We start from the raw sequence: 22,142 nt of genomic DNA on the forward strand, positions 1-22,142 counted from the left end.
CGTTCATGCCGCTTTTACGTCACGCGCTTCACGCCTCGTGGCCCTGCGCCATGGCCGCGAGGCAGGTGCGTGCGTCGCCGTTCACGATGCGCGCTGCGCAGGCGATCATCAGATTCTTCTGCAATCCAAAGTCTTCCACGAGAAAGCCGCGTTCGCATTGGCGTCCCTCGGGGCCGGGCTGCGACGGCACGCGCTCGATCAGCGTGCCCGCATCGGTCGTATAGGCCCAGATTTCCTTGCCCAGCGCCGCGGCAAAGCCGATTTCGAACGCCGTGCCCGAGTCGGGCTCGCCGGGGCCGCGGAAGTCGTCGACATTGGCCATCACGAGGTCGGCGCTGCGGATCGCCTCGAGGTTCGAGCGATAGATCCAGGCGGCCGCGCGCGGGCCGTCCAGGTCGGCGGGGACTGCGGCGTCGAGCGGGTAGACGCCCTCGAACCCGTATTCGGCGCAGGCCTCGCGCAGGCGCTCGCCGAATGCGCGGGCGTCGGGCCGGAACACGTCGAAGCCGGCGAGGTAGACGCGGGGGCGGGGCAGCAGAGCGTTCGTCATGGCGGGATCCTGGTTTTCCGGTGAAGGCCCGATGAACCGGTGGACCGACCAGAGGATTCTAGCCCGGCGCCGGGAGGCACGGCGGATCCGTCCCTGAAGGCCCTTCAGTTCGGGCCGCCGGGTGCCGATATAGCCGGCGGGCGGTAGTGTGGTGGGAAAGGCGAAGGCGGGAAGGCCGGCATAGACGGCCGGATACATCACATTTATGCTGATACCCGAAAACTGGTGCCAGTATCGATTCGTGCTGCCATTGCCATGCCCGTGGCAGAGAACAGCGAGCCGCCATACGTTGCCAGGCCCGTAACTTTATGCAGAGAGCATGATGAACGCCATGGCAGGATGGCTCCGCAATCTCAACCAGCGGATTGACGATACCTGGCACATGTCGGCCTGGAGCGCGCGCGCGGTCGGTGTGATCGGCACGATCGGACATCCGGTGTACTGGCTGTGGTGGACCTACGTCGACCCCAAGACCAACGAAAGCTTGACGATGCGCGCGATCGGCACGCTTGCCTGCGCGCTTTTGCTGTTGCGGCGTTTCTGGCCGGCCGCGACGGTGCGTTTTCAGCCCTGGTATTATTTCGTAACCGTAGCTTATACGCTGCCGTTTTTCTTCACGGTCTATCTCGTGACCAGCCACTATTCGATGGTCTGGTCCATGGCGGAAGTCGGGATGATGTTCTTCCTGATGGCCATCTTTCCTTCCTTCCTCGTGCTGGCGCTCAATCTGTCGATCGGCGTCGGTCTTGCGATCCTGTGGGCGTGGATTGCCGTGCCGGAGTCGTTGCGCGTCGACGCGCACCTGCTGCTGTATACCTATCTTCCGGTCTTCGCCTTCGGCATCGCCGCCGGCCTGTCGTTCAGCTACAGCAACATGATGGGCCTCACGGCGCAGGCGAAGAACGAGGCATTGCGGGCGCTGGCGGGCACGATTGCCCAGGAAATGCGCAATCCGCTCAGCCAGTTGCGGTACGTGCTGGACCGCGTCGAGGAAGCCCTCGCGACGACGGGAGGGTGGAGGTCGACGCCCGCGTTGCCGCCGGAAGGCGCCGTTGCGCTGTCGCGGCACCTCGCGCATGGACAGTTGGCGATCGACCGCGGGCTGAGGATCATCGCCATGGCGCTCGACGAGGTCCGCGCGAGGCCGCTGCGACCGGACAACTTCAGCTATGCAAGCGCCGCCGCGATCACGCGCAAGGCGCTGGAGGAATACGGTTTCGCCAACCGGAAGGAGCGCAGCCGCGTGCGGCTCGTGGTCATCGAGGATTTCACCTTCAAGGTCGACGAAACGGCCTGGCTTTTCACGCTGTTCAATCTGATCAGGAATGCGTTGCATCACATGGCCGCGCATCCCGAAGCGACGCTGACTCTGACCGTCGACCGGCAAAAGGTGATCGTGCACGACACGGGCCCCGGCATCGCACCGGAGCTCATGCCGCATCTGTTCGAGCCGTTCCGCACCCAGGGGGAGTCGGCGGGGGCGGGGCTCGGGCTCGCTTACTGTCAACGCGCGATGCGTTCCTTCGGCGGCACCATCGGCTGCCGTTCGGAGCCCGGCAAATACACGCAGTTCACGCTCGAATTCCCGCTCGTGGCCGAGAGCGAAATCGCAGCCTACCGGCAGCAGGTGCTCGCGCGGGCGGCGCATCATTTCGGCGGCAAGCGCATTCTGGTGGTGGACGACGACGCCAGCCGGCGCGCGCGGGTCGGCCACGCCTTGTCCGACGTGAACGCGGAGGTTGCGGAGGCCGGCGACGGCGAGCAGGCGCTGGCCTTGCTGCGGGAGGCGTCGCACTACGACGCGGTGCTGATGGACGTCGACATGCCGGGGCTGGACGGCTATGCCGCGACCGAAAAGCTGCGCGCCGAACGCGACTCGCCGAACCGCAACGTGCTGGTTGCGGGCTACGCGGCGGAACCCAACAGCCTTGCCCGCGTGCTGGCCCGCAGCGCGGGGATGGACGACACCATCGGCAAATCCTCGGGCATGGTGGAGTTGATCCATGCGCTCCAGATGCTCATGGAGAACGGCGACCGACACCATCGGACTCCGAAGTTTGGCGGCTTTGCCGGCAAAACGATTGTGGTCGCGGACGATGACACCTACAGCAGAATGGTCGCCAAGAGCTATCTGGAGCGATGCGGCGCCACCGTCGTGGAGGCGGAAAACGGGCAGGGCGTGCTGGCCCGCCTGCAGGCGGGCGGAACCATCGACGCCGTCGTGCTGGACATGAACATGCCCGGCATGGGCGGCGTGGAAACGGCGGCATGGCTGCGCGAGCGCTCGGACGTGTTCGGCCGGATGCCGATCGTCGCCATGACCGGCTACTCCGACATGGAGGCCGTGCGTTCGTGCCTCGCCGCGGGCATGAACGAGGTGATGATCAAGCCCGTGCGGGTCGGTGCGTTGTACGCCTGTCTCGCGCGGCAGTTCGCACTAGCGAGCGCCTCGCAGGCGCTGGAGCGGGAGGGCGTATCCGCTTCGTCTGCCGCGCGCGCCGGCATGTCTGTGCCCGACGGGCCGGACGATCTGCTCGACGAAGCGCAGCTCGAGGAACTGGCGTCGCTCGATATGCTGGACCAGTCGTTCGTCAACGGGATCGCGCAGATCAGGGTGCTATTGACGCAGTTGCCCGGGCAGGTCCGGGTGCGTGATCGACAAGCGGCGCAGGCGGCGTTGCATCGGCTTTTGGGCGTGAGCGGAAACATCGGCGCGAGAGCGCTGCACGCGTATGTGAAGCAGATCTATCCGCAGGTTCTGGACGGCCAATGGCCGGCGCAGATGGACTGGCCCGAACGCATGGTCGCGCTGGGAGCCCGCTCGGCCGACGCCTTGCAGCGGTATTTCGACACGGCCACGACCACGGCCATACGCGATCAGCGCGACGTAACGAGCGGCGACTGATCCGCGTCCGGGCGCTCCGGCTCCGGCGCGGGCGTCCGGGCCTCGGCTGCGCCGAAGCCCAGCGTGACGGTCGTGCCATCACCCGGCACGGAGTCGATGCGCAGGCTGCCGCCGAACGACCGCATGATGCGGTCGCAGAAGACCATGCCCATGCCATGGCCGCCGTCCTCGGCATGCGTGGTGACGGGATCGCGCAGCAGGCGCGCGCTGACCGCCGGAGCGATGCCGGGCCCGTTGTCGCGAAACCGGATCTGAGGTTCGGCGTCCGTCGACACCTCGATCGTCAGGCGTGGCGCGGCGACGTCGGCCAGCGCGCGCAACGCATTGGCCAGCAGCGAGGACAGCACGAGCGCGACGCAATTGGGCATGACCCGCACGGCAAAATCGGCGTCTGCGTTCACCGTGATCCAGTCGCGCTGGGCGGCGGAAAGCGGATAGGTGTCGAGCACGGCCGCAATCAGCCGCGTGGCGTCGACGTTTCGCGCGCCGTCGCGCGAAAGGGACTGCACGCCGCTGTCGCGGTGCAGGGTGGTCCAGAACGACGAAATCAATGCCAGGCAGTACTGCGTGTTGGACAGCATGGACGCGGCGGCATGAGCGATCCGGTCCTGCTGTTGCGGATCGTTCTCTCCGGCCGGGTCGTTGCCGATCGACTGCGCGAAGAGAGCGATCGTGGCCAGCGGGGTATTGAGCTCGTGAACGAGAAAAGCGAGCGTTTCGTCCATGGCCTGCAATTGCCGGCGGCGCGTTTCGCGCTCCGTGTACCGGGCGATCGCCAGTTGCAACACGTCCTGAACCGTTTTCCTGCGCAACGGTTTTTCGAGGATGCGGAATGCGTTGCCCGTGTTCACGGTCTGCAGCAGCATGTCCTTGTCCGCGTAGGCCGTCACGAGTATGCGCACGATTTGCGGATAGTGCCGCGCCACCTCGTGCAGCAGCGCGTCGCCGTCCCGGACCGGCATGCGGAAGTCGGTGACGAGCACGGCAATTTCCGCGCCGTGTTCGCCGAGGATGGCGAGAGCTTCTTCAACGTCCCGCGCGAGATGCACGGGATGGCGTCCCTCCACGGCACGTGCGAAATGGATACGGGAAATCTCGTCGTCGTCGACGAACAGAACCGAGAGCGGGCGTGGCGTGGCGGAGGTCATCGCGTGATAGTAGCGCAATCCGCCTGTCACCGGCGCGCGTCGCCGGCGTTCCGCCGGTATTCGATACCGGGTGAAACTGGCGCTGTGCGATGCGTTTCGCGTCGACCGTGCCGGCGGTCCTCAGAGCCTCACGACCTCGCCGTCCTCGTGGGGGTCGTCGAGCGCGGAGATGTCGGGCGATTCGAGCATCGGATTGTGATGCAGGATGAGCGCCGCGCCGGCGCCGACCAGGCCCGCGCCCGCGAGGCACAGCAGGCCCGCGCCGAAGCCGCCCGTGCTGTCCTTGATCCAGCCCATCGCGTAGGGGCCGAAGAAGCCCGCGAGATTGCCGAGCGAGTTGACGGCGGCAATGCCGCCGGCGGCGGCCGCGCCGGAGAGGAACGCGGCCGGCAGCGTCCAGATCACGGGCAGGCAGCCGAAGATGCCGAAGCCGGCGATGGAGAGCGCGAGCATCTTCAGGACCGGATTGTCGAGCCCGGCCGAAGCGCCGATGCCGAGCGCCGCAACGGTCAGGGCAATGGCGACGTGGCGCTTGCGCTCGAGCCGCCGGTCCGAATGGCGGCCCCACAGCACCATCGAAATGACGCCGACCGCGTAAGGCAGCGACGTGACGAAGCCGGTCTGCAGATTCGTGAGGCCGAACGACTTGACGATCTGCGGCAGGAAAAAGCTCAGGCCGTAATTGGTTGCGTTCGCCCCGAAATAGATGAGGGCCACGGCGAGCACGCGCGGATTGATCAGCGCCTCCATCACGCTGAACGTATGCACCGCTTCGCGATGGCGGCGCTCCTGCGCCTGGCGCGCGACGAGCCAGTCACGCTCGTCGTCGGCGAGCCAGCGCGCGTCGGCGGGCTTGTCGGTCAGATAAAACAGCACCACGAACGAGAGCACGAGCGCGGGTATCGCTTCGAGCAGATAGACCCACTGCCAGCCCGCCAGGCCCTCTTTGCCGTCCAGCGAGAGCAGCGAGCCCGAAACGGGGGCGCCTATCACCGTCGAGAGCGGAATGGCGGCCATGAAATAGCCCACTACGCGCGCCCGGTATTTCGCGGGAAACCAGAGCGTGAGCAGGAAGATGATGCCGGGGAAGAAGCCGGCCTCGGCGATGCCGAGCAGGATCCGCAAGGCGTAGAACACATGGGCGTTCGAGGCGCCGCTCCAGCTCGCGAGTTGCGGAATGAAAGCCATCGCGCCGGCGATGATGCCCCACGTGAACATGATCCGCGCGATCCACCGCCGCGCGCCGAAGCGTTCCAGCAGCAGGTTGGACGGCACTTCGAAGAAGAAGTAGGCGATGAAGAAGATGCCTGCGCCGAAGCCGAACGCGCTCGCGGAGAGGTCGAGCGCCTTGTTCATCTGCAGGGCGGCGAAACCGACGTTGACCCGATCGAGATAGGCGACGAAGTAGCAAACGATCAGGAACGGCACGAGGCGCGCGCTCACGCGCGTCATGGTGCGGGTTTCGAGCTCCATGGATGTCTCCTCCGGCGGCCGGCCGCGCCCATGCGTCGGTCACGGACCTGTCCGTTTGGTGTGGTAAAAGACTAGTCCGTCACGGCGCGTTGCGAAAGATCGGGGGACATCGGCCCACATAGTGGAACGCGGCGGCGTTCAGAGCATGCGGCGCAGCACGCCGTTGCGCGCAATGAACTGATGCTTGACGACCGCGAGGACGTGGAGTGCGACGAGCGCCGCGAGCAGCGCGCAACTGGCGCGGTGGACGACGAAAAGGGTTTCGGTGAGCGGGCCTTGCGCGAACGGCGTGGGGATTTCGACGAGACCGAAGAACGAATAACCGTTGGGGACCATCAGGAAGCCGCTGGCCAGCGCGGCAAAAATCGTCAGGTACAGCAGAGCGTGCACGAGGTGCGCCACGGCCCGCTGGGCGCGGGGGATGCCGGGCAGCGCGCGCGGCCTGGCTCGCACGAAGGTCCAGCCCAGTCGCAGCGGAAAGAGCGCGATGAGCACCGTCGTGATCGACATGTTCAGTTGCGAGAGCCATTCCCGCCCCGGGCCGGCCGGCAGGTGGGCCAGCGTGTAGCCGGCAATGCTCGCGTAAATGATGCCGGCGGCGAAGATCCAATGAAAAAAGCGCGCAATGACATCGTAACGGTCCGGATCTCCCCCGCGCGGCAGGCGGCGGGCGCGGCTTGCCTCGCTCGTCTCGGGGCCGGTGAGCCGGGCGATTGCGTTGCCGGCGCCGTTCTGGGCAGATCGTACCGCTTGCGGCATGGAGCCTTCCTCGAACAATAAGGGTAATAATGATAATCAAAATCATTTACAAATTTCTTGCACGGGGATGCTTTCTCGCCGCCGTTGTGCTGCCGCTGCCGGCCGCCGCCCAGGTGGCCCAGCCGACGCTGGACAAGATCCGGGACGCAAACTTCATGGCCATTGGCTATCGCGAGGCGTCGGTGCCGTTTTCCTACCTGGACGCACGCAATGACGTGATCGGCTTTTCGCAGGACATCTGCAGCAAGGTGATCGACGCCGTGAAGGCGAAGATCGGCCGGCCCGGCCTGCAGGTGCGCTTCATTCCAGTCACTTCGCAGAACCGCATTCCGCTCGTGCAGAACGGCACGGTGGACCTGGAATGCGGCGTGTCCACCAACGTGAGAGCGCGCCAGACCCAGGTGGCGTTTTCCGATACGTTCTTCATCGCCACCACGCGGCTGCTTACGCGCAAGGATTCGGGCATCCGCGACTTCCCGGACCTCGCGGGCAAGACCGTGCTGACGAACCAGGGCACGACGTCCGAGCGCATCCTGCGCCGCATGAACCAGCAGAAGCACATGGGCATGCGCATCATCAGCGCGAAGGACTATGGCGACGGTCGCGCGGCGCTCGAATCGGGCCGCGCGGCCGCCTACATGATGGACGACGTGTTGCTGGCGGGCACGCGCTCGCTCACGGCGAACCCGTCCGACTGGGTGATCGTGGGCACGCCGCAGTCGTCGGAGGCCTATGGCTTCATGATGCGCAACGGCGATCCGGCGTTCAGGCAGCTCGTGAACGAGACGCTGGGCGGCCTCATGAAAAGCGGCGCCATGGCATCGCTCTATACGAAGTGGTTCGAGAAGCCGGTGCCGCCGAAAGGCATCGACTTCGACTTCCCGATGAGCGCGCAACTGCGCGCGCTGTACGCGGCGCCGAACGATCGGGCGTTCGATTAGCGCGTCTCGCTTCCCGGCACGGCCAGGACCGTTCCGGGTCTTTCCGGGCCTGTCAGGCGGCGGCGCGTGCGAACCATGAGATGATCGCGTTCCTGGCGCAGCGGAGTGGCGGCGCCGGGCGGCGATGACTTCGACCCGGCACGGACCGGGTTCGGGCCCGATCGGGGATCGCCGCAATCGATCGAGACAACGAACAGGCTGGACTGGTCATCGAGGCCAGGCAGGCCCAGGCAGGCAGAAGGGAGCGAATATGGAAGGGGCCAGCAGCACAGTGGTGATCGTCGGGGCGGGGCATGCGGGCGGCAACGCCGCGGCGCTCCTGCGGCAATACGGCTTCGAAGGGCGGATCGTGCTGATGGGCGCCGAGCCCGTGCCGCCCTATCATCGTCCGCCGCTCAGCAAGGCCTATCTGAAGGGCGAGGCCGACGTCGAGCGGCTCTGGCTCAAGCCGCGCGCGTTCTACGACGACAACCGCATCGAGCTGGCGCTCGGCGCGGCGGCACAGACGCTCGACCGCGCGGGCAAGACGATCGCGCTCGCCGACGGCAGCGCGCTCGCGTACGACAAGCTCATTCTCGCGACGGGTTCGGTGCCGCGCGCGCTGGCGATTCCCGGTCACGACCTGCACGGCGTGGTGGCGCTGCGTTCGCTCGCCGACGCCGACGTGCTGCGCGAGCGCGTGCAGCCCGGCGAGAAACTCGTGGTGATCGGCGCGGGCTACATCGGCCTTGAAGCGGCGGCGGCAGCGCGCCAGCTCGGCCATGACGTGACGGTGCTCGAAGCGGCGCCGCGCGTGCTCGGGCGCGTGACGGGCGAGACGGTTTCGGCGTTCTATGCGAACGAGCATCGTGCGCAAGGCGTCGACCTGCGGCTCGGCGCGCGCATCGAGGCGCTGGTGGGCGAGGGCGGGAAGCTCACGGGCGTGAAGCTGGCGAGCGGCGAGGTCGTGCCGGCCACGCTCGCGCTCGTCGGAATCGGCATCGCGCCGAACGTGACGCTCGCGCAGCAGGCGGGCCTCGTCTGCGAGAACGGCGTGCAGGTGGACGACGACGCGCGCACCGCCGATCCGGACATCTACGCCATCGGCGACTGCGCGAGCCGGCCGCTCTCGCACTACGGCCGCACGGGGCGGCTCGAAAGCGTGCACAACGCCGTCGAACAAGCGAAGCTAGCGGCGGCGTCCATCGTGGGCAAGGCGCGCCCGGCATGCGACGCGCCGTGGTTCTGGTCGGATCAGTACGATCTCAAGCTGCAGACGGTCGGCCTCCTCGAAGGCTACGACGAGACGGTCGTGCGCGGCGACCCGGCGGCGCGGCGTTTCGCGGTTTACTACCTGAAGAACCGTGTGCTGCTCGCGGTCGATGCCGTCGGTTCGATGCCCGATTTCCTCTGCGGCAAGAAGCTCGTGGGCTCGGGCAAGACGCTCGACGTGGACGCGTTGCGCGATCCGGCTACCGATATCGGCAAGTTCGCGGCGGCAGCGCTGGCGTGAGCGGGCAGGCCGGGCCCAGGAGACATGGCCCGGTCGCTTCTAACGGGTGAAACTGACTTGTTCAACTGGTCATAATCGGCTAGCATAATGACTATGGTCACATGACTATGGGGAAATCATGGAGGGCAAGCAGGTCTCGAAGTCCGAATTCAAGGCAAAGGCGCTGGAATTCTTCCGGCAGGTCGAGGCGTCCGGCGAGAGCGTGGTCGTGACCGATCACGGCAAGCCGGCGCTGGAAATCCGGCCATACCGCGGCAGCGACCGCCACCCGCTCGACGTGCTGCGCGGTTCGGTCGTTCGCTACGTCGATCCCACGGCGCCGGTGGATGTGGCGTGGGAGGCCGCGGAGTGATCGTTCTGGATACGCATGTTCTGGTCTGGTGGGTCAACGGCGACAACTTGCTGAGTCCGAAAGCGCGGCGGGCGATCGAGCGCGAGCTGGATGGCGGTCAGATCGTGATCTCGTCCCTATCCGCGTGGGAGATTGCCATGCTTGTGGAGCGCGAGAAGCTCGTGCTCTCGATGGACGTCGATAGCTGGCTGGGCACGGTCGCGCAAATCGACGCGGTACATTTCATTCCCGTGGACGTTGAAATTGGCCTGAAGTCCGTGGCGCTGCCGGGTGAATTTCACAAGGACCCGGCCGATCGCATGATCGTGGCAACGGCGCGCAGACTGGCCGCTCCGCTCGTGACGCGCGACGAAAAAATCCTTGCGTACAAGCATGTCAAGACCATCTGGTAACGGGGCGAGAGCAGGCGGCGTGGCCCCGCTTTCCGCTCCGTCGTTGCTCTCCGTTTCTTCGCCGGCCCCGCGCAGGAGCCCCGCTTGAGCGCGCGCGAACTCCCCACCGGACTGATGCTCGTGCATGGCAATCAGCCCGAGCGCCTGCGCGACCTGATCGTGCAATGGATCCGCGAGAACCCGATCGGGCCGCTCGAAAAAGAAGTGATGCTCGTGCAGAGCAACGGCATCGCGCAGTGGCTCAAGCTCGCCTTCGCCGCGGACCCGGCCGAGGGCGGCTGCGGCATCGCGGCCGCCCTCGAAATGTCGCTGCCCTCGCGCTTTCTCTGGCAGGCCTATCGCGCGGTGCTGGGTCCGGACGCCGTGCCGGCCGTTTCCCCCTTCGACAAGTCGCGGCTCACCTGGCGGCTCATGCGCCTCCTGCCGGCGCTGCTCGACGAGCCGGGCTACGCGCCGCTCAAGCGCTTCATGGCGCGCGACGACGACCAGAAGAAACGCTTTCAGCTTGCCGAGCGCGTGGCCGATCTGTTCGACCAATACCAGGTCTATCGCGCCGACTGGCTCGCCGCATGGGCCGCACACGAGGACGTGCTGATCGACGCGCGCAGCCAGCGCACGCCGCTGCCCGACGACGCGCGCTGGCAGGCGGCGCTGTGGCGCGCGCTGCTCGACGATGTCGGCGCTGGAGCGCCGGGCGTGGTGGGTGTGGTGGGTGTGGCGGGCGAGGCGGGCGTGGCGGGCGTGGCGGGCGTGGCGGGCGAGGTCGACGCGCGGCGCACGGGCCGCGCGGCCGTGCACGAGGCCTTCATGCCGGTCGCGCAAGACTGGCGTGAGGGCGATGCGAGGCCTCGTGGACTGCCGCGCCGCCTCGTTGTATTCGGCATTTCAAGCCTGCCGCGCCAGTCGGTGGAGGTGCTCGCCGCGCTCGCGCGCTGGACCCAGGTGCTGATGTGCGTGCACAACCCGTGCATGCACTACTGGGCCGATATCGTCGCCGACAAGGACCTGCTGCGCGCAAGCCACGCGCGCCAGCGGCGCCGCCCGAACGCGCCCGCCGCGCTCGACGAGTCGGTGCTGCATCTGCACGCCCAGCCGTTGCTGGCGGCATGGGGCAAGCAGGGCCGCGACTTCATCGGCCTGCTCGACGAGTACGACAGCGACGAGGCGCGCGCGAGCTATGCCGCGCATTTCACGCGCATCGGCCAGCGCATCGACCTGTTCGACGGCGCCGACCCGCTCAGCTTGCTGCAGCAGTTGCAGGACGATATCCGCGACCTGCGGCCGCTTGGCGAGACGCAAACGCACTGGGACGAAGTCGATCCCGAAGCCGACGAATCGATCCGCTTTCACGTCGCGCACAGCGCGCAGCGCGAGGTGGAAATCCTGCACGACCGGCTGCTCGCCGCGTTCGCCGCCGACCCGACGCTGCGGCCGCGCGACGTGATCGTGATGGTGCCGGACATCGAGGTCTATACGCCGCACATCCAGGCCGTGTTCGGGCTTTCCGATGCCGACGATCCGCGCCATATCCCGTTCAGCATCGCCGACCGCGCGCAGCGCGCGTTCGATCCGCTGATTGGCGCGCTGGAGATGCTGCTCGCGCTGCCGTATGCGCGCGTGAGCGTGAGCGACGTGCTCGACCTGCTCGAAGTGCCCGCGGTGCGCGCGCGCTTCGGCATCGACGTCGAGGACTTGCCGACGCTGCACAACTGGATCGACGGCGCGAACATCCGCTGGGGCCTGCACGCGGAGCAGCGCGCGAGCCTCGGCCTGCCGCCGGCCGAGGAACCTGGCGCGCCGAATAGCTGGGCCTTCGGGCTGCGGCGCATGCTGCTCGGCTACGCCGTTGGCGACCGTGCGGGTGCCTGGCGCGGCATCGAACCGTATGCGCAGATCGGCGGTCTCGACGCCGCGCTGCTCGGCCCGCTCACGCGCCTCGTGGACGCGCTCGATGCCGCCTGGCAGACGCTGCGCGAGCCCGCGACGGTCGAGGTCTGGTGCGAGCGGCTGCGCGCGCTCAAGACGACTTTCTTCGACGCGGGCGACGGCGAGGACGCCTACACGCTGGAGCGTCTCGACGCCGCGCTCGAAACGTGGCGCGACGCCTGCGCCGAAGCCCGGCTCGCAGACCCGCTGCCGCTCGCGATCGTGGCCGAAAACTGGCTGGGCGTGCTCGAGGGCGGCGGCCTGCAGCAGCGCTTCTTCGCGGGCGCCGTGACCTTCGCGACGCTGATGCCGATGCGCGCGATCCCGTTTCGCCACGTCTGTCTGCTGGGCATGAACGACGGCGACTATCCGCGCAGCCGCACGCCGCTCGACTTCGACCTTATGCGCCGCGACTATCGTCCGGGCGATCGCTCGCGCCGCGAGGACGACCGCTATCTGTTTCTCGAAGCCTTGCTTTCGGCGCGCGACCATCTGCATGTTTCGTGGATCGGGCGCAGCGTGACCGACAACACGGAGCGGCCGCCCTCGGTGCTGGTGGCGCAGTTGCGCGATCATCTGAAGGCGGGCTGGCGGCTGGCGGGCGCGAAGTCCGGCGAGCCCGATGCGCTGCTGGATGCCCTGACGATCGAGCATCGCCTGCAGCCGTTCAGCGCCGACTATTTCCCGGCGCGGGGCCACGTCTCGCGCCTCTATACCTACGCGCACGAGTGGAGCCGGCCCGCGCCGCTGCCGCGCGCAGCCATGGAGGCGAGCGTGCCCGCGCTGGCGCCGGCCGAGCGCGACGAGCCGCTCACGATAGGGGAACTGGCCGAATTCCTGCGCGATCCGGTGCGCAGCTTCTTTCGCCAGCGCCTGCGCGTGGCGCTGGAGACCACGGACGCGGCGAGCGAGAACCACGAGCCGTTCGACGTGGACGCGCTGAAGGCCTGGCAACTGCAGGGCGAGTTGATCCGCGCGCAGGTGGCGGCGATGGAGCGTGGCGAGGCCGATCTCGAACCCGCGGCGCTCGCGCGACTGGAGCGCATGCATCGCGGCGGCGATCTGGTGACGGGCGGCTTCGGCGAGGTGATCGGCGAGGAACTGCTCCAGCCGATGGCGGAGCTCTTCACGGAATACCGCAAGGCGCTGGCGCGTTGGCCCGAGCCGCTCGAACATCACTATGAGGTGCGCCTCGATGCGGGCGAACGCGGTCGCAACCTCGCGCTTGCCGACTGGCTCGACGACTTGCGCGCGGGACCGGACGGCTCGCACGGCCGCGTGATCCTCGACGCGGGCACGCTCGTGAAGGACAACAAGTATCGCGGCGACCGGCTCGTGGCGTACTGGGTCGCGCACGTTGCCGCGCAACTGGCCGCGGGCGAGGTGACGACCGTCATCGTGAGCAAGGTCGGCGTGGCCGAGTTCGCGCCGGTTGCGCCCGAACTCGCGCGCGACTATCTGATCGCCCTGATGCGCGCCTGGGACGAAGGCACGCGCAGGCCGTTGCCGTTGGCGCTCAAGACGGCATTCGCGTGGCTGCGCAGGCTGCCCGAGGCCTTCGACGGCAGCCGGAGCGCGGTGCCGCCGGAAGCCTGGGAGGCTGCGCGCGCCGCGTTCGAGGGCGCCGTGCACGCGCGGGGCGAGCGCGAGACGAACCCCTATCTGCGTCGCGCGTTCCCCGACTTCGACACACTCGCCGCCCAAGACGAGTTCATCGCGCTGGCGGCCTCGCTGCTGCTGCCCGTGCAGCGCGCGCCGCTGGCCGGCTCGCGCGCGAGGCGCGGAAGCGGCGGGAGCGTGGGGGGCGACGAGAGCGGCAAGCAGACAAAGGCCCCGGCAGGAGAGACCGCATGAGCCCGGCAACCGACATCGCCGCCGGCGTGCAGGACCTCAAGCCCTTGCGCTTTCCGCTGTCCGGCAGCCGCCTGATCGAGGCGAGCGCGGGCACCGGCAAGACCTTCACGATCGCTATGCTCTACGTGCGCCTCGTGCTCGGCCACGGCGAAGACCTGGCCACGGACGAGGGCGCGCGCGCGTTCACGCCGCCCGAGATTCTCGTCGTCACATTCACGGACGCGGCAACCAAGGAACTGCGCGAACGGATCCGCGCGCGGCTCGCCGAAGCGGCCCAGGTTTTCCGCGCGGACCCGGACGAGGAGGCATTTGACGAAGGAGGCGGCGACCTCCTGCACGAACTGCGCGACAGCTACGCGCGCGAACAGTGGCCCGCCTGCGCACGCCGGCTGGAACTGGCGGCGGAATGGATGGACGAGTCGGCCGTTTCGACGATCCACGGCTGGTGCAACCGCATGCTGAGCGAGCACGCGTTCGACAGCGACAGCCTCTTTTCGCAGACGCTCGAAACCGACCAGACCGAACTGCGAGCGGAGGTGGTGCGCGACTACTGGCGCACGTTCATGGCGCCGCTCGATGCACAGTGCGCGCAGGAGGTGCGCGCGTGGTTCGCGAGCCCGGACGCGCTGCAGCCAGCCATACGCGGCCTGCTGGCGCACGCGGACCTGCTGCCCGATGCGCCGGAACCCGTTGCGGCACTGCTCGAAGCCCGCACGCAGGCGCGCACGGCCCTCGATGCACTGAAGGCGCCGTGGCGCGAGTGGATCGACGAGGTGAAGGCGTTGCTCGACGCGGCGCGTGCGAAGAACCAGTTCGACGCGCGCAAACTGAACACGCGCAACTGCGAGACGTGGATCGAGAAACTGCGGACCTGGGCGCACGATCCCGACATCGAGCATCCGGGTTTCGACGAAAAGGCCGCCGTGTGGACGCGCCTCACGCCCGCAGGCCTCGCGGAGATCTGGAAGCCGGGCAGCGCGCCGCCCGCGCATCCGGCCTTCGCGGCGATGGAAACGCTGCGCGAAGCGCTCGCCTCGCGCCCCGACGCGCGCGAGGCGCTGCTCTGTCATGCGGCGCGCTGGGTCGCGCGGCGCTTCGAGGAAGAGCAGGCGCGCCGCTCGCAGATGGGCTTCGACGATCTGCTCACACGCCTGCTTGCGGCCCTGAAGCAGGAGAACGGCCCGCGCCTCGCGGAAATCATCCGCCGGCAATACCCGGTGGCGCTCATCGACGAGTTCCAGGACACCGACCCGGTGCAGTACGAGATCTTCGACCGGGTCTATCGCATCGGGGAAAACGATCCGGGGACGGCGATCGTCCTGATCGGCGATCCGAAGCAGGCCATCTATGCGTTCCGCGGCGCCGACATCTATACCTACCTGCGCGCGCGGCGTGCATGCGAAGGGCGGCTCTACACGCTCAAGAAGAACTTCCGTTCGACGCGTGCGATGGTGGCGGCGGTCAATCGCTGCTTCGACGCCGCCGAGCAACGGCGCGAAGGCAGCGGTGCGTTTTTGTTTCGCAATGCAGAGGAAAACCACAACGCGCTGCCGTTCGTCGAAGCCGAGGCGAACGGCTTGCCCGAAACCTTCGTGGCGGATGGCGTCGACCCTGCCGCATTGAACGTCTGGTGGTTGCCGCCGGCGGACGACGGCAAGCCGCTCGGCAAGACGGCCTACTTTGCCGCCATGGCGCAGAGCTGCGCGAGCGGCATGGTGCGCCTGCTCAACCTCGGGCAGGCGGGGGCGGCGGGCTTTGCGGGAGAGCGCGGCTTGCGGGCCCTGCAGCCTTCCGACATGGCGGTGCTCGTGAACAACCGCGGTGAGGCGCAAGCGATCCGCGAGGCGCTCGCCGCGCGCGGCGTGCGCAGCGTGTATCTCTCCGACCGCGATTCCGTGTACCAGACGCCAGAAGCCGAGGATCTGCGCTACTGGCTGGCCGCCTGCGCCGAGCCCGACGACGGGCGCCTCGTGCGCACGGCGCTCGCGAGTTCGGTGCTGGGCCTTCGCTGGGACGAGCTCGACGCGCTTTCCCGCGACGAAATCGCCTGGGAGGCGCGCGTGCTGCAGTTTCGCGGCTATCGCGACTGCTGGCGCAGAAAGGGCGTGCTGCCGATGCTGCGGCGCCTGCTCAACGACTTCCACGTGCCGCAGCGGTTGCTGGCCGAGGCCGGCCACGGCGAGCGCGCGCTCACGAACTTGCTGCACCTCGCCGAACTGCTCCAGCAAGCCAGCACGCAGCTCGACGGCGAGCATGCGCTGATCCGCTATCTCGACGAGCAGCGCGAGGACGAAAGCGCGGGGGGCGGCGGGGACGCGCGCCAACTGCGGCTGGAGAGCGATGCCGCGCTCGTGCAGGTGGTCACGATCCACAAGTCGAAGGGGCTCGAATATCCGCTGGTGTTCCTGCCGTTCGCGTGCGCGTACCGCGCGGTCAAGCCCGACGACGTGCCCTTCAAGTGGCACGATGAAAGCGGCGCGTTGCGCGTGATGCTCGAAGCCGATGCGCACGTGCTGCATCAAGCCGATCGCGAACGTCTCGGCGAGGACCTGCGCAAGCTCTATGTGGCGCTCACGCGCGCGCGCTACGCGACGTGGGTGGGCTATGCGCCGCTGGCGGGCGTGGAGGCGAGCGCATTCGGTTATCTGGCGGGCGGCGGCGCGCCGCTGCCGGCCGAGGAAACCGGGGCGCGGCTGGAAGCGCTGCGCGGCGCCTGCGAGGATATCGAGGTCGCGCCTGCACCGGAACCTCAGAGCGAAATCTTCGCCATGCGCGGGCCCGCGGCGGAGCGCGGGCCCGCGCGCGTATTTCCCATGCGCGAGCGGGAACGCTGGTGGATCGCGAGCTATTCGAGCCTGAAGACGGTGGAAGCGGCCCCGGGCGCGGCACCCGGCACGGACGGGAGCGATGGCGCGCGCGCAGCGCCCGACACGCGCGGCGAGGACGTGTTCCTCGAACTGCTCGAAGCAGGCGCGCCGCCGGATGAAGAGGCGGACTTCGCGCCGGCCGCTGCACCGGTTATCGCGCCCGCAGGCGACACCTTGCACGGCTTCGAGCGAGGCGCGGATGCCGGCAGCTTCCTGCACGACTTGATGGAATGGGCGGCGAACGAAGGTTTTTCCGTAATTGCACAGGATCCCGAAGCAGTGCACGACCAGGTCGCGCGCCGCTGCAACGTGCGCGGCTGGTCGCGCTGGATCGAGCCGCTCACGCAATGGCTGCTGCATCTGGTCAGGACGCCATTGCATCTGCCGCCGCGGGAGAGCGGGAGCGTGACGCCGGTCACGTTCGAGAAGCTGGACGCGTACATGGCCGAAATGGAGTTCTGGGTGGCGGCGCATCGCGTGGATACGCTGGCGCTCGATGCGCTCGTGACCGCGATGACGCTCGACGGCGCAGCGCGTCCCGCGCTGGATGCCGCGCGCCTGAACGGCATGCTCAAGGGCTTCATGGACCTCGTCTTCGAGCACGAGGGCCGCTACTACGTGGCCGACTACAAATCGAACTGGCTCGGTCCCGACGATGCCGCCTACACGGCGGAACGCATGCGCGCGCAGATTCTGCATTCGCGCTATGAACTGCAGTACGTGCTGTATCTGTTCGCGCTGCACCGGCTGCTGCGGGCCCGGCTGCCCGATTACGACTATGACCGACATGTGGGCGGCGCGGTGTATCTCTTCCTGCGCGGCGCCCATGCGCCGGGACAGGGGCTGCATTTCGAGCGGCCGCCGCGCGAGCTGATCGAGCGGCTCGACGCGCTCTTTGCACAGCATGACGCCGTAGAGGATGTGGCATGACGAAGCGACGCACGAAAGACACCATCGGCGTCACCGGCGACCTGTTCGCGCAGCTCGAACTGGAGGATGCCGCGAACCTCGCGCCGCCGCCGGCCGCCGGCCATGAAGGTAGCGCCGGCACCGCGGCGCGCGCGCATGCGGCGCGAGAATCGACGGCCCGGATGCTGGAGGTGCTCGAGGGCTGGGTCGAGCGCGGCTGGCTTCGCTCGCTCGACGGCGCGTTCGTGCGCTTTCTGCGGACCGAGGCGCCCGAGGCGACGCCGCTCCTGCTGCTGGCCGCCGCGCTCGCGAGTCACCAGCTTGGGCGCGGGCACGTTTGCCTCGACCTGCAGGCGACGCTCGACGATCCCGCGTTCGCGCTTTCGCTGCCGCCAGACGGTCCGCAGCCGGCCGGGGCCGAGCTGCCGCCGTCGCCGGCCGAGATACTCGCGGGCGTAACGCTCGCGCAGTGGTGCGAGGCGCTGGGCGTTGCCGGCGTGGTGGACACGGAGGGCGTTTCCGGCGGTGATACTCCGCTCGTGATGACGGGCACGCGCCTCTACTTGCGGCGCTATTGGCAGTACGAACAGGACGTGCGCGTGGGCATCGAGAAACGGCTCGCACGCGGTGCGCAACTCGAAGCCGCCTTGCCTCCCGGCGCGGCCCGCACGGCGCTCGATGCCTTGTTCGGGCCGCGCGATGGCGAGCAGGCGGCGCGCCGCGCGGACTGGCAGAAGCTCGCCTGCGCGCTCGCGGCCCGTAGCGCGTTCAGCATCGTCACGGGCGGCCCCGGCACCGGCAAGACCACGACCGTCGTGAGGCTGCTCGCGCTGCTGCAGACGCTCGCGCTGGGCGCAGCGAACGCGCGGCCACTGCGCATCCGCCTCGCGGCGCCCACGGGCAAGGCCGCGGCGCGGCTCAACGAATCGATCGCGGGCGCCGTGGAGCGGTTGCCATTCGCGGCGCTACCCAATGGCGAAGCGCTGCGCGCGGCCATCCCCAAGGTGGTCGCGACGCTGCACCGCGTATTGGGCACGCGGCCCGGCACGCGGCGCTTTCGCCACGACGCCGCCAATCCGCTGCCTGTCGACGTGCTCGTGATCGACGAGGCGTCGATGGTCGATCTGGAGATGATGGCCGCCGTGCTCGACGCGCTGCCGCCGGGCGCGCGCCTCATCCTGCTCGGCGACAAGGACCAGCTGGCGTCGGTGGAGGCGGGCGCGGTGCTCGGCGAGCTGTGCGACCGTGCCCGCGAAGGCCACTACACCGAGGCCACGCGCACCTGGCTCGAAGCGGCCACAGGCGAGCGCATCGACGCCGCCATGCTCGACGCGCAGGGTCTGCCGCTCGACCAGGCCGTGGCGATGCTGCGCGAGAGCCATCGCTTCGCGGCCGACAGCGGCATCGGCGCACTGGCGGAACTCGTCAACGTGGGCGATGCGGTGGGCGTTGCGAAGGTCTGGTCACGCGGCTATGCCGATCTGGCGCGCCTCGCCTGCTCGACGGCCGACGACGGATCGTTCGCCGCGCTGATCGTCGACGGTCTCGCCGGGGATCGCGCGGCGGCGCCCGACGCGCGGCGGCGCGGCTATCGCCGCTATCTGGAGACGATGTGCGCCACGCAGCCCGCGCCCGGCGCCTCGCCCGAGGCGCTTGCGCAATGGGCCGCGGGCGTGCTGAAGGCGCATGGCGAGTTTCAACTGTTGTGCGCCCTGCGGCGCGGCGCGTGGGGTGTCGAAGGGCTCAACCGGCGCGTTGCGCGCTTGTTGCAGGCGCAGAATCTGATCGATCCGCGCGGCGACTGGTACGCCGGGCGGCCTGTGCTCGTCACGCACAACGACTACGAACTGGGGCTCATGAACGGCGACATCGGCATTGCGCTCGCGCTGCCGGTGGAGGCCGGCGCGCAGCCCGTGCTGCGCGTGGCGTTCCCGGCCGGCGACGGAGCGGGCAGCGTGAAATGGGTGTCGCCGAGCCGGCTGCAGGGCGTGGAAACGGTATTCGCGCTGACCGTGCACAAGTCGCAGGGCTCGGAGTTCGCGCACGCGGCGCTCGTGCTGCCCGACACGTACAGTCCGATCCTCACGCGCGAGCTCGTGTACACCGGCATTACGCGCGCGCGGACGTTCTTTACGCTCGCGGTGCCCGAAGGCCGGTCGGTGCTGGAGCGCGCGGTGCACGCGAAGGTGCGGCGCGCGAGCGGCCTGCTGGCGGGGCTCGCGCGCGATGCGGCTGGCGGGGCCGGCGCGGTCGGCGCTTAGCGAGGTTTATCGTGCGGCGCACGCGTCTGGCGAGGGAGGAGAGCGTGGAGGCGGCACGCAGCGAAGAAAACGGCGAGACGGCCCCGAACGGGCCGGGCGGGGCGCGGCGGCTCCCGCCGCGACGCCGTGGCGGATGGCGCGCGCTGGCCGTCTGGGGCCCAGGCGTTCTCGCCGCGCTGGCGGATACCGATGCCGGCAATGTCGTCACGGCGGCGCAGAGCGGCGAGCAGTGGGGCTACCGTCTGATGCCGTTGCTGTTACTGCTGACCCCGGCGCTCTACATGGTGCAGGAGCTGACCGTGCGCCTCGGCATCTACACGGGGCGCGGCCACGGCGAGCTGATTCGCGAGCGCTTCGGTACCCGCTGGGCCGTGCTGTCGATGACCGGCCTCGCCGTCTCGACGATCGGCTCGCTGATCACGGAGTTCACCGCCGTGGCCGGCGTGGGCGAGATGGTCGGGCTCGCGCGCGAGCAGACCCTGCCGATTGCCGCTGCGCTGTTGTTCTGCGTGGTTCTGAGCGGCACGTGGCGGCGCATCGAACGCGTCGCACTCCTGATCGGTTTGTGCGAGCTCGTGTTCTTCTATATCGCGTGGGCCGCGCATCCGCATCCCGCCACCGTCGTGCGCCATGCGACCGACTGGCCGCTCGGCAATCGCGCCTTTCTGTGGTCGGCCGCGGGCCTGATCGGCGCCGTCTTCAATCCGTGGATGATCTTCTATCAGCAGGCGGCTGTTGCGCCCCGGCATCGGCAGTGGGACGACTACCGCGCCGAGCGCCGCGATACGGCGGTCGGTGCCGTGCTGACCCAATTGTTGACGACGGCCGTGCTCGTGGCGAGCGCGGCCATCGTCCTCGAACTCCATGCCGCTCCGCGGCTGGAAACGATCGGCGACATCAGTGCGATGCTGAGCTCGACGCTCGGCACCGAGGTGGGCGGCCTGCTGTTCGGCGTCGGCGTGCTGGGCGCTTCGATGGTAGCGGCCATCGTGGCATCGCTCGCGCTGGCCGGGGGCGTCGACGAATGGGCCGTGGGTAGCGGCGACGGCAACGGCAACGCGCGCGGCGGCAGGCTCGATCGCTGGTTCGTCTGCACCTACGCAACCTGCGTGGCTGGCAGCGCCGTGCTGGTCTGGCTCGTGCCCGACCTCGTTTCGCTGACCGTCGCCCTTCAGGTCGTCAACACGCTGATGCTGCCGCTCGTGATGGGCCTCTTGATCGCGCTGGCGGTTACGGTGCTGCCGCGACGGTTGCGCCCGCGCGGCGCGTATCTGTTCGCCCTCGTCGCGATCCTGCTACTCGTCACCGTGTTGGGCGTGGTTTGCGCCGTCGCCGGCGCGTTCTGAGTGCGCGCCCGCAGCTAACCTTCGAATAGTTCGACGTGTTCGTCGAACACGCGCTGCTGGCGCAGCAGCGCGTCGTCGAGATGCGCGAGCAGCGCACGTTCCGCCGCATCGGGATCGTGCCGGAGCAGCGCTTCGAGCACGCGCTGGTGCTGCGCCAGCGTCATCGCGCCCTCTTCGGGTTCGCGCGCCGTTACGTAGCGCACGCGGTCGATAGGCGCCCGCACGAGTTCGATCAACTGCAGCACCTTGGGCAGCCGCGCAGCCGCGCCCACCGTCGCGTGAAATCGGTTGTCCTGACGAATGGCCTCCACCGGATCGCAGCGATCGATGGCGCGCCGGTGCACCTCATGAATGTCGTGCAGGGTGTCGAGTTCGCGCGCCGTGATCAGTTCCGCCGCGCGACGGATGCTCGCGCTTTCGAGCACGCGCCGGATCAGCGCCCCTTCCGCGAACTGCTCGCGCCGTACCGGCGCGACGAACGTGCCCGATTGCGCCGCGATCGTCACGAGTTCCTCCCGGGCGAGCTGCTGCAACGCCTCGCGCACGGGCGTGCGCGAGATCCCCAGCGTTTCGCTCAACGCGCGTTCGAAGATCACGTCGGCGGGCAGGACGGCCATCGTCACGATCGCTTCGCGCAGCAAACGGTAGATCTGTGCGGAGAGCGGCTGCGCGCGATCGAGCGAGGTGGGGTCGGGCAGCACGCGGGCGATGAATTGCCCGGGATCGTTGCGGTCGGTTTTCATGAGCCAGGAAAGGGTAGCCAAATCGGGATTTCATTCTACGGGCTGGCCGCCGGAAGTCTGGCCAGAAGTCGGGTGACAGGCGGGCATGAACGCGCCCTGGGGTAATACCGTAGCTGCGGCGGCACAAAAAAGTCCTCACATGCGATCGTTCAACTAGTATATTAGTTAGCCGAAACAGACCACAAGGAGACAGCAAGTGCGTTCGTACCTGGCTTCTGCAGTTC

General features: G+C 68.4%; 14 protein-coding genes. 9 read left to right on the forward strand and 5 right to left on the reverse strand.

Annotation, left to right across the window (positions count from 1 at the left end):
• Positions 1 to 28: 28 nt before the first annotated feature.
• Complete coding sequence (locus WJ542_RS17635; protein ID WP_411190697.1) at positions 29 to 550, reverse strand: nucleoside 2-deoxyribosyltransferase; 522 nt, start codon at positions 548 to 550, stop codon at positions 29 to 31.
• 322 nt (positions 551 to 872) lie between these two features.
• Between WJ542_RS17635 and WJ542_RS17640 the strand changes: the two genes are divergently transcribed.
• Positions 873 to 3,455 (forward strand): response regulator, encoded by a 2,583-nt coding sequence (locus WJ542_RS17640; RefSeq protein WP_411192476.1) that lies wholly within the window; start codon positions 873 to 875, stop codon positions 3,453 to 3,455.
• On the opposite strand, the gene WJ542_RS17645 is transcribed toward WJ542_RS17640, so the two are convergent.
• The 3 genes from WJ542_RS17645 to WJ542_RS17655 form a co-directional block, all read right to left on the reverse strand.
• Complete coding sequence (locus WJ542_RS17645; protein ID WP_411192477.1) at positions 3,428 to 4,603, reverse strand: hybrid sensor histidine kinase/response regulator; 1,176 nt, start codon at positions 4,601 to 4,603, stop codon at positions 3,428 to 3,430. The genes WJ542_RS17640 and WJ542_RS17645 overlap by 28 nt on opposite strands.
• Before the next feature lie 120 nt (positions 4,604 to 4,723).
• A complete protein-coding gene (locus tag WJ542_RS17650) occupies positions 4,724 to 6,076 on the reverse strand; it encodes an MFS transporter (RefSeq protein WP_411190698.1) in 1,353 nt (450 codons plus the stop codon).
• A 138-nt stretch (positions 6,077 to 6,214) separates the two neighbouring features.
• Positions 6,215 to 6,835 carry a cytochrome b gene (locus WJ542_RS17655; RefSeq protein ID WP_411190700.1) on the reverse strand — a complete coding sequence of 207 codons (621 nt, stop codon included), beginning with the start codon at positions 6,833 to 6,835 and terminating at the stop codon, positions 6,215 to 6,217.
• 29 nt (positions 6,836 to 6,864) lie between these two features.
• Between WJ542_RS17655 and WJ542_RS17660 the strand changes: the two genes are divergently transcribed.
• From WJ542_RS17660 to WJ542_RS17695, 8 genes are all read left to right on the forward strand, one after another.
• Positions 6,865 to 7,776, forward strand: coding sequence for a transporter substrate-binding domain-containing protein (locus WJ542_RS17660; RefSeq protein ID WP_411190701.1), 912 nt, complete (start codon positions 6,865 to 6,867; stop codon positions 7,774 to 7,776).
• Positions 7,777 to 8,026: 250 nt separating this feature from the next.
• Entirely contained in the window at positions 8,027 to 9,268 is a 1,242-nt protein-coding gene (locus tag WJ542_RS17665) for an NAD(P)/FAD-dependent oxidoreductase (RefSeq protein ID WP_411190702.1), read from the forward strand.
• Between the two features lie 118 nt (positions 9,269 to 9,386).
• Positions 9,387 to 9,620, forward strand: coding sequence for a type II toxin-antitoxin system Phd/YefM family antitoxin (locus WJ542_RS17670; RefSeq protein ID WP_411190703.1), 234 nt, complete (start codon positions 9,387 to 9,389; stop codon positions 9,618 to 9,620).
• On the forward strand, positions 9,617 to 10,012 hold the full coding sequence (locus WJ542_RS17675; protein ID WP_411190704.1) for a type II toxin-antitoxin system VapC family toxin: 396 nt from the start codon (positions 9,617 to 9,619) through the stop codon (positions 10,010 to 10,012). Before WJ542_RS17670 ends, WJ542_RS17675 begins: the two co-directional genes overlap by 4 nt.
• Positions 10,013 to 10,096: 84 nt before the next feature.
• Positions 10,097 to 13,792: an exodeoxyribonuclease V subunit gamma gene (recC, locus tag WJ542_RS17680; protein WP_411190705.1), complete on the forward strand. Its 3,696-nt coding sequence runs from the start codon at positions 10,097 to 10,099 to the stop codon at positions 13,790 to 13,792.
• Positions 13,789 to 17,589 (forward strand): exodeoxyribonuclease V subunit beta, encoded by a 3,801-nt coding sequence (gene recB / locus WJ542_RS17685; protein WP_411190706.1) that lies wholly within the window; start codon positions 13,789 to 13,791, stop codon positions 17,587 to 17,589. The genes recC and recB overlap by 4 nt, the downstream gene beginning before the upstream one ends.
• Positions 17,586 to 19,829, forward strand: a complete 2,244-nt coding sequence (gene recD, locus WJ542_RS17690; RefSeq protein WP_411190708.1) for an exodeoxyribonuclease V subunit alpha — start codon at positions 17,586 to 17,588, stop codon at positions 19,827 to 19,829. The genes recB and recD overlap by 4 nt, the downstream gene beginning before the upstream one ends.
• A gap of 11 nt (positions 19,830 to 19,840) precedes the next feature.
• Positions 19,841 to 21,175, forward strand: coding sequence for an NRAMP family divalent metal transporter (locus WJ542_RS17695; protein ID WP_411190709.1), 1,335 nt, complete (start codon positions 19,841 to 19,843; stop codon positions 21,173 to 21,175).
• 14 nt (positions 21,176 to 21,189) lie between these two features.
• Here the strand turns inward: WJ542_RS17695 and WJ542_RS17700 are convergent, their stop codons facing one another.
• Positions 21,190 to 21,939, reverse strand: a complete 750-nt coding sequence (locus WJ542_RS17700; RefSeq protein WP_411190711.1) for a GntR family transcriptional regulator — start codon at positions 21,937 to 21,939, stop codon at positions 21,190 to 21,192.
• Between the last annotated feature and the right edge of the window lie 203 nt (positions 21,940 to 22,142).

This window comes from Paraburkholderia yinzeri, assembly GCF_046581065.1.
GTDB lineage: Bacteria > Pseudomonadota > Gammaproteobacteria > Burkholderiales > Burkholderiaceae > Paraburkholderia.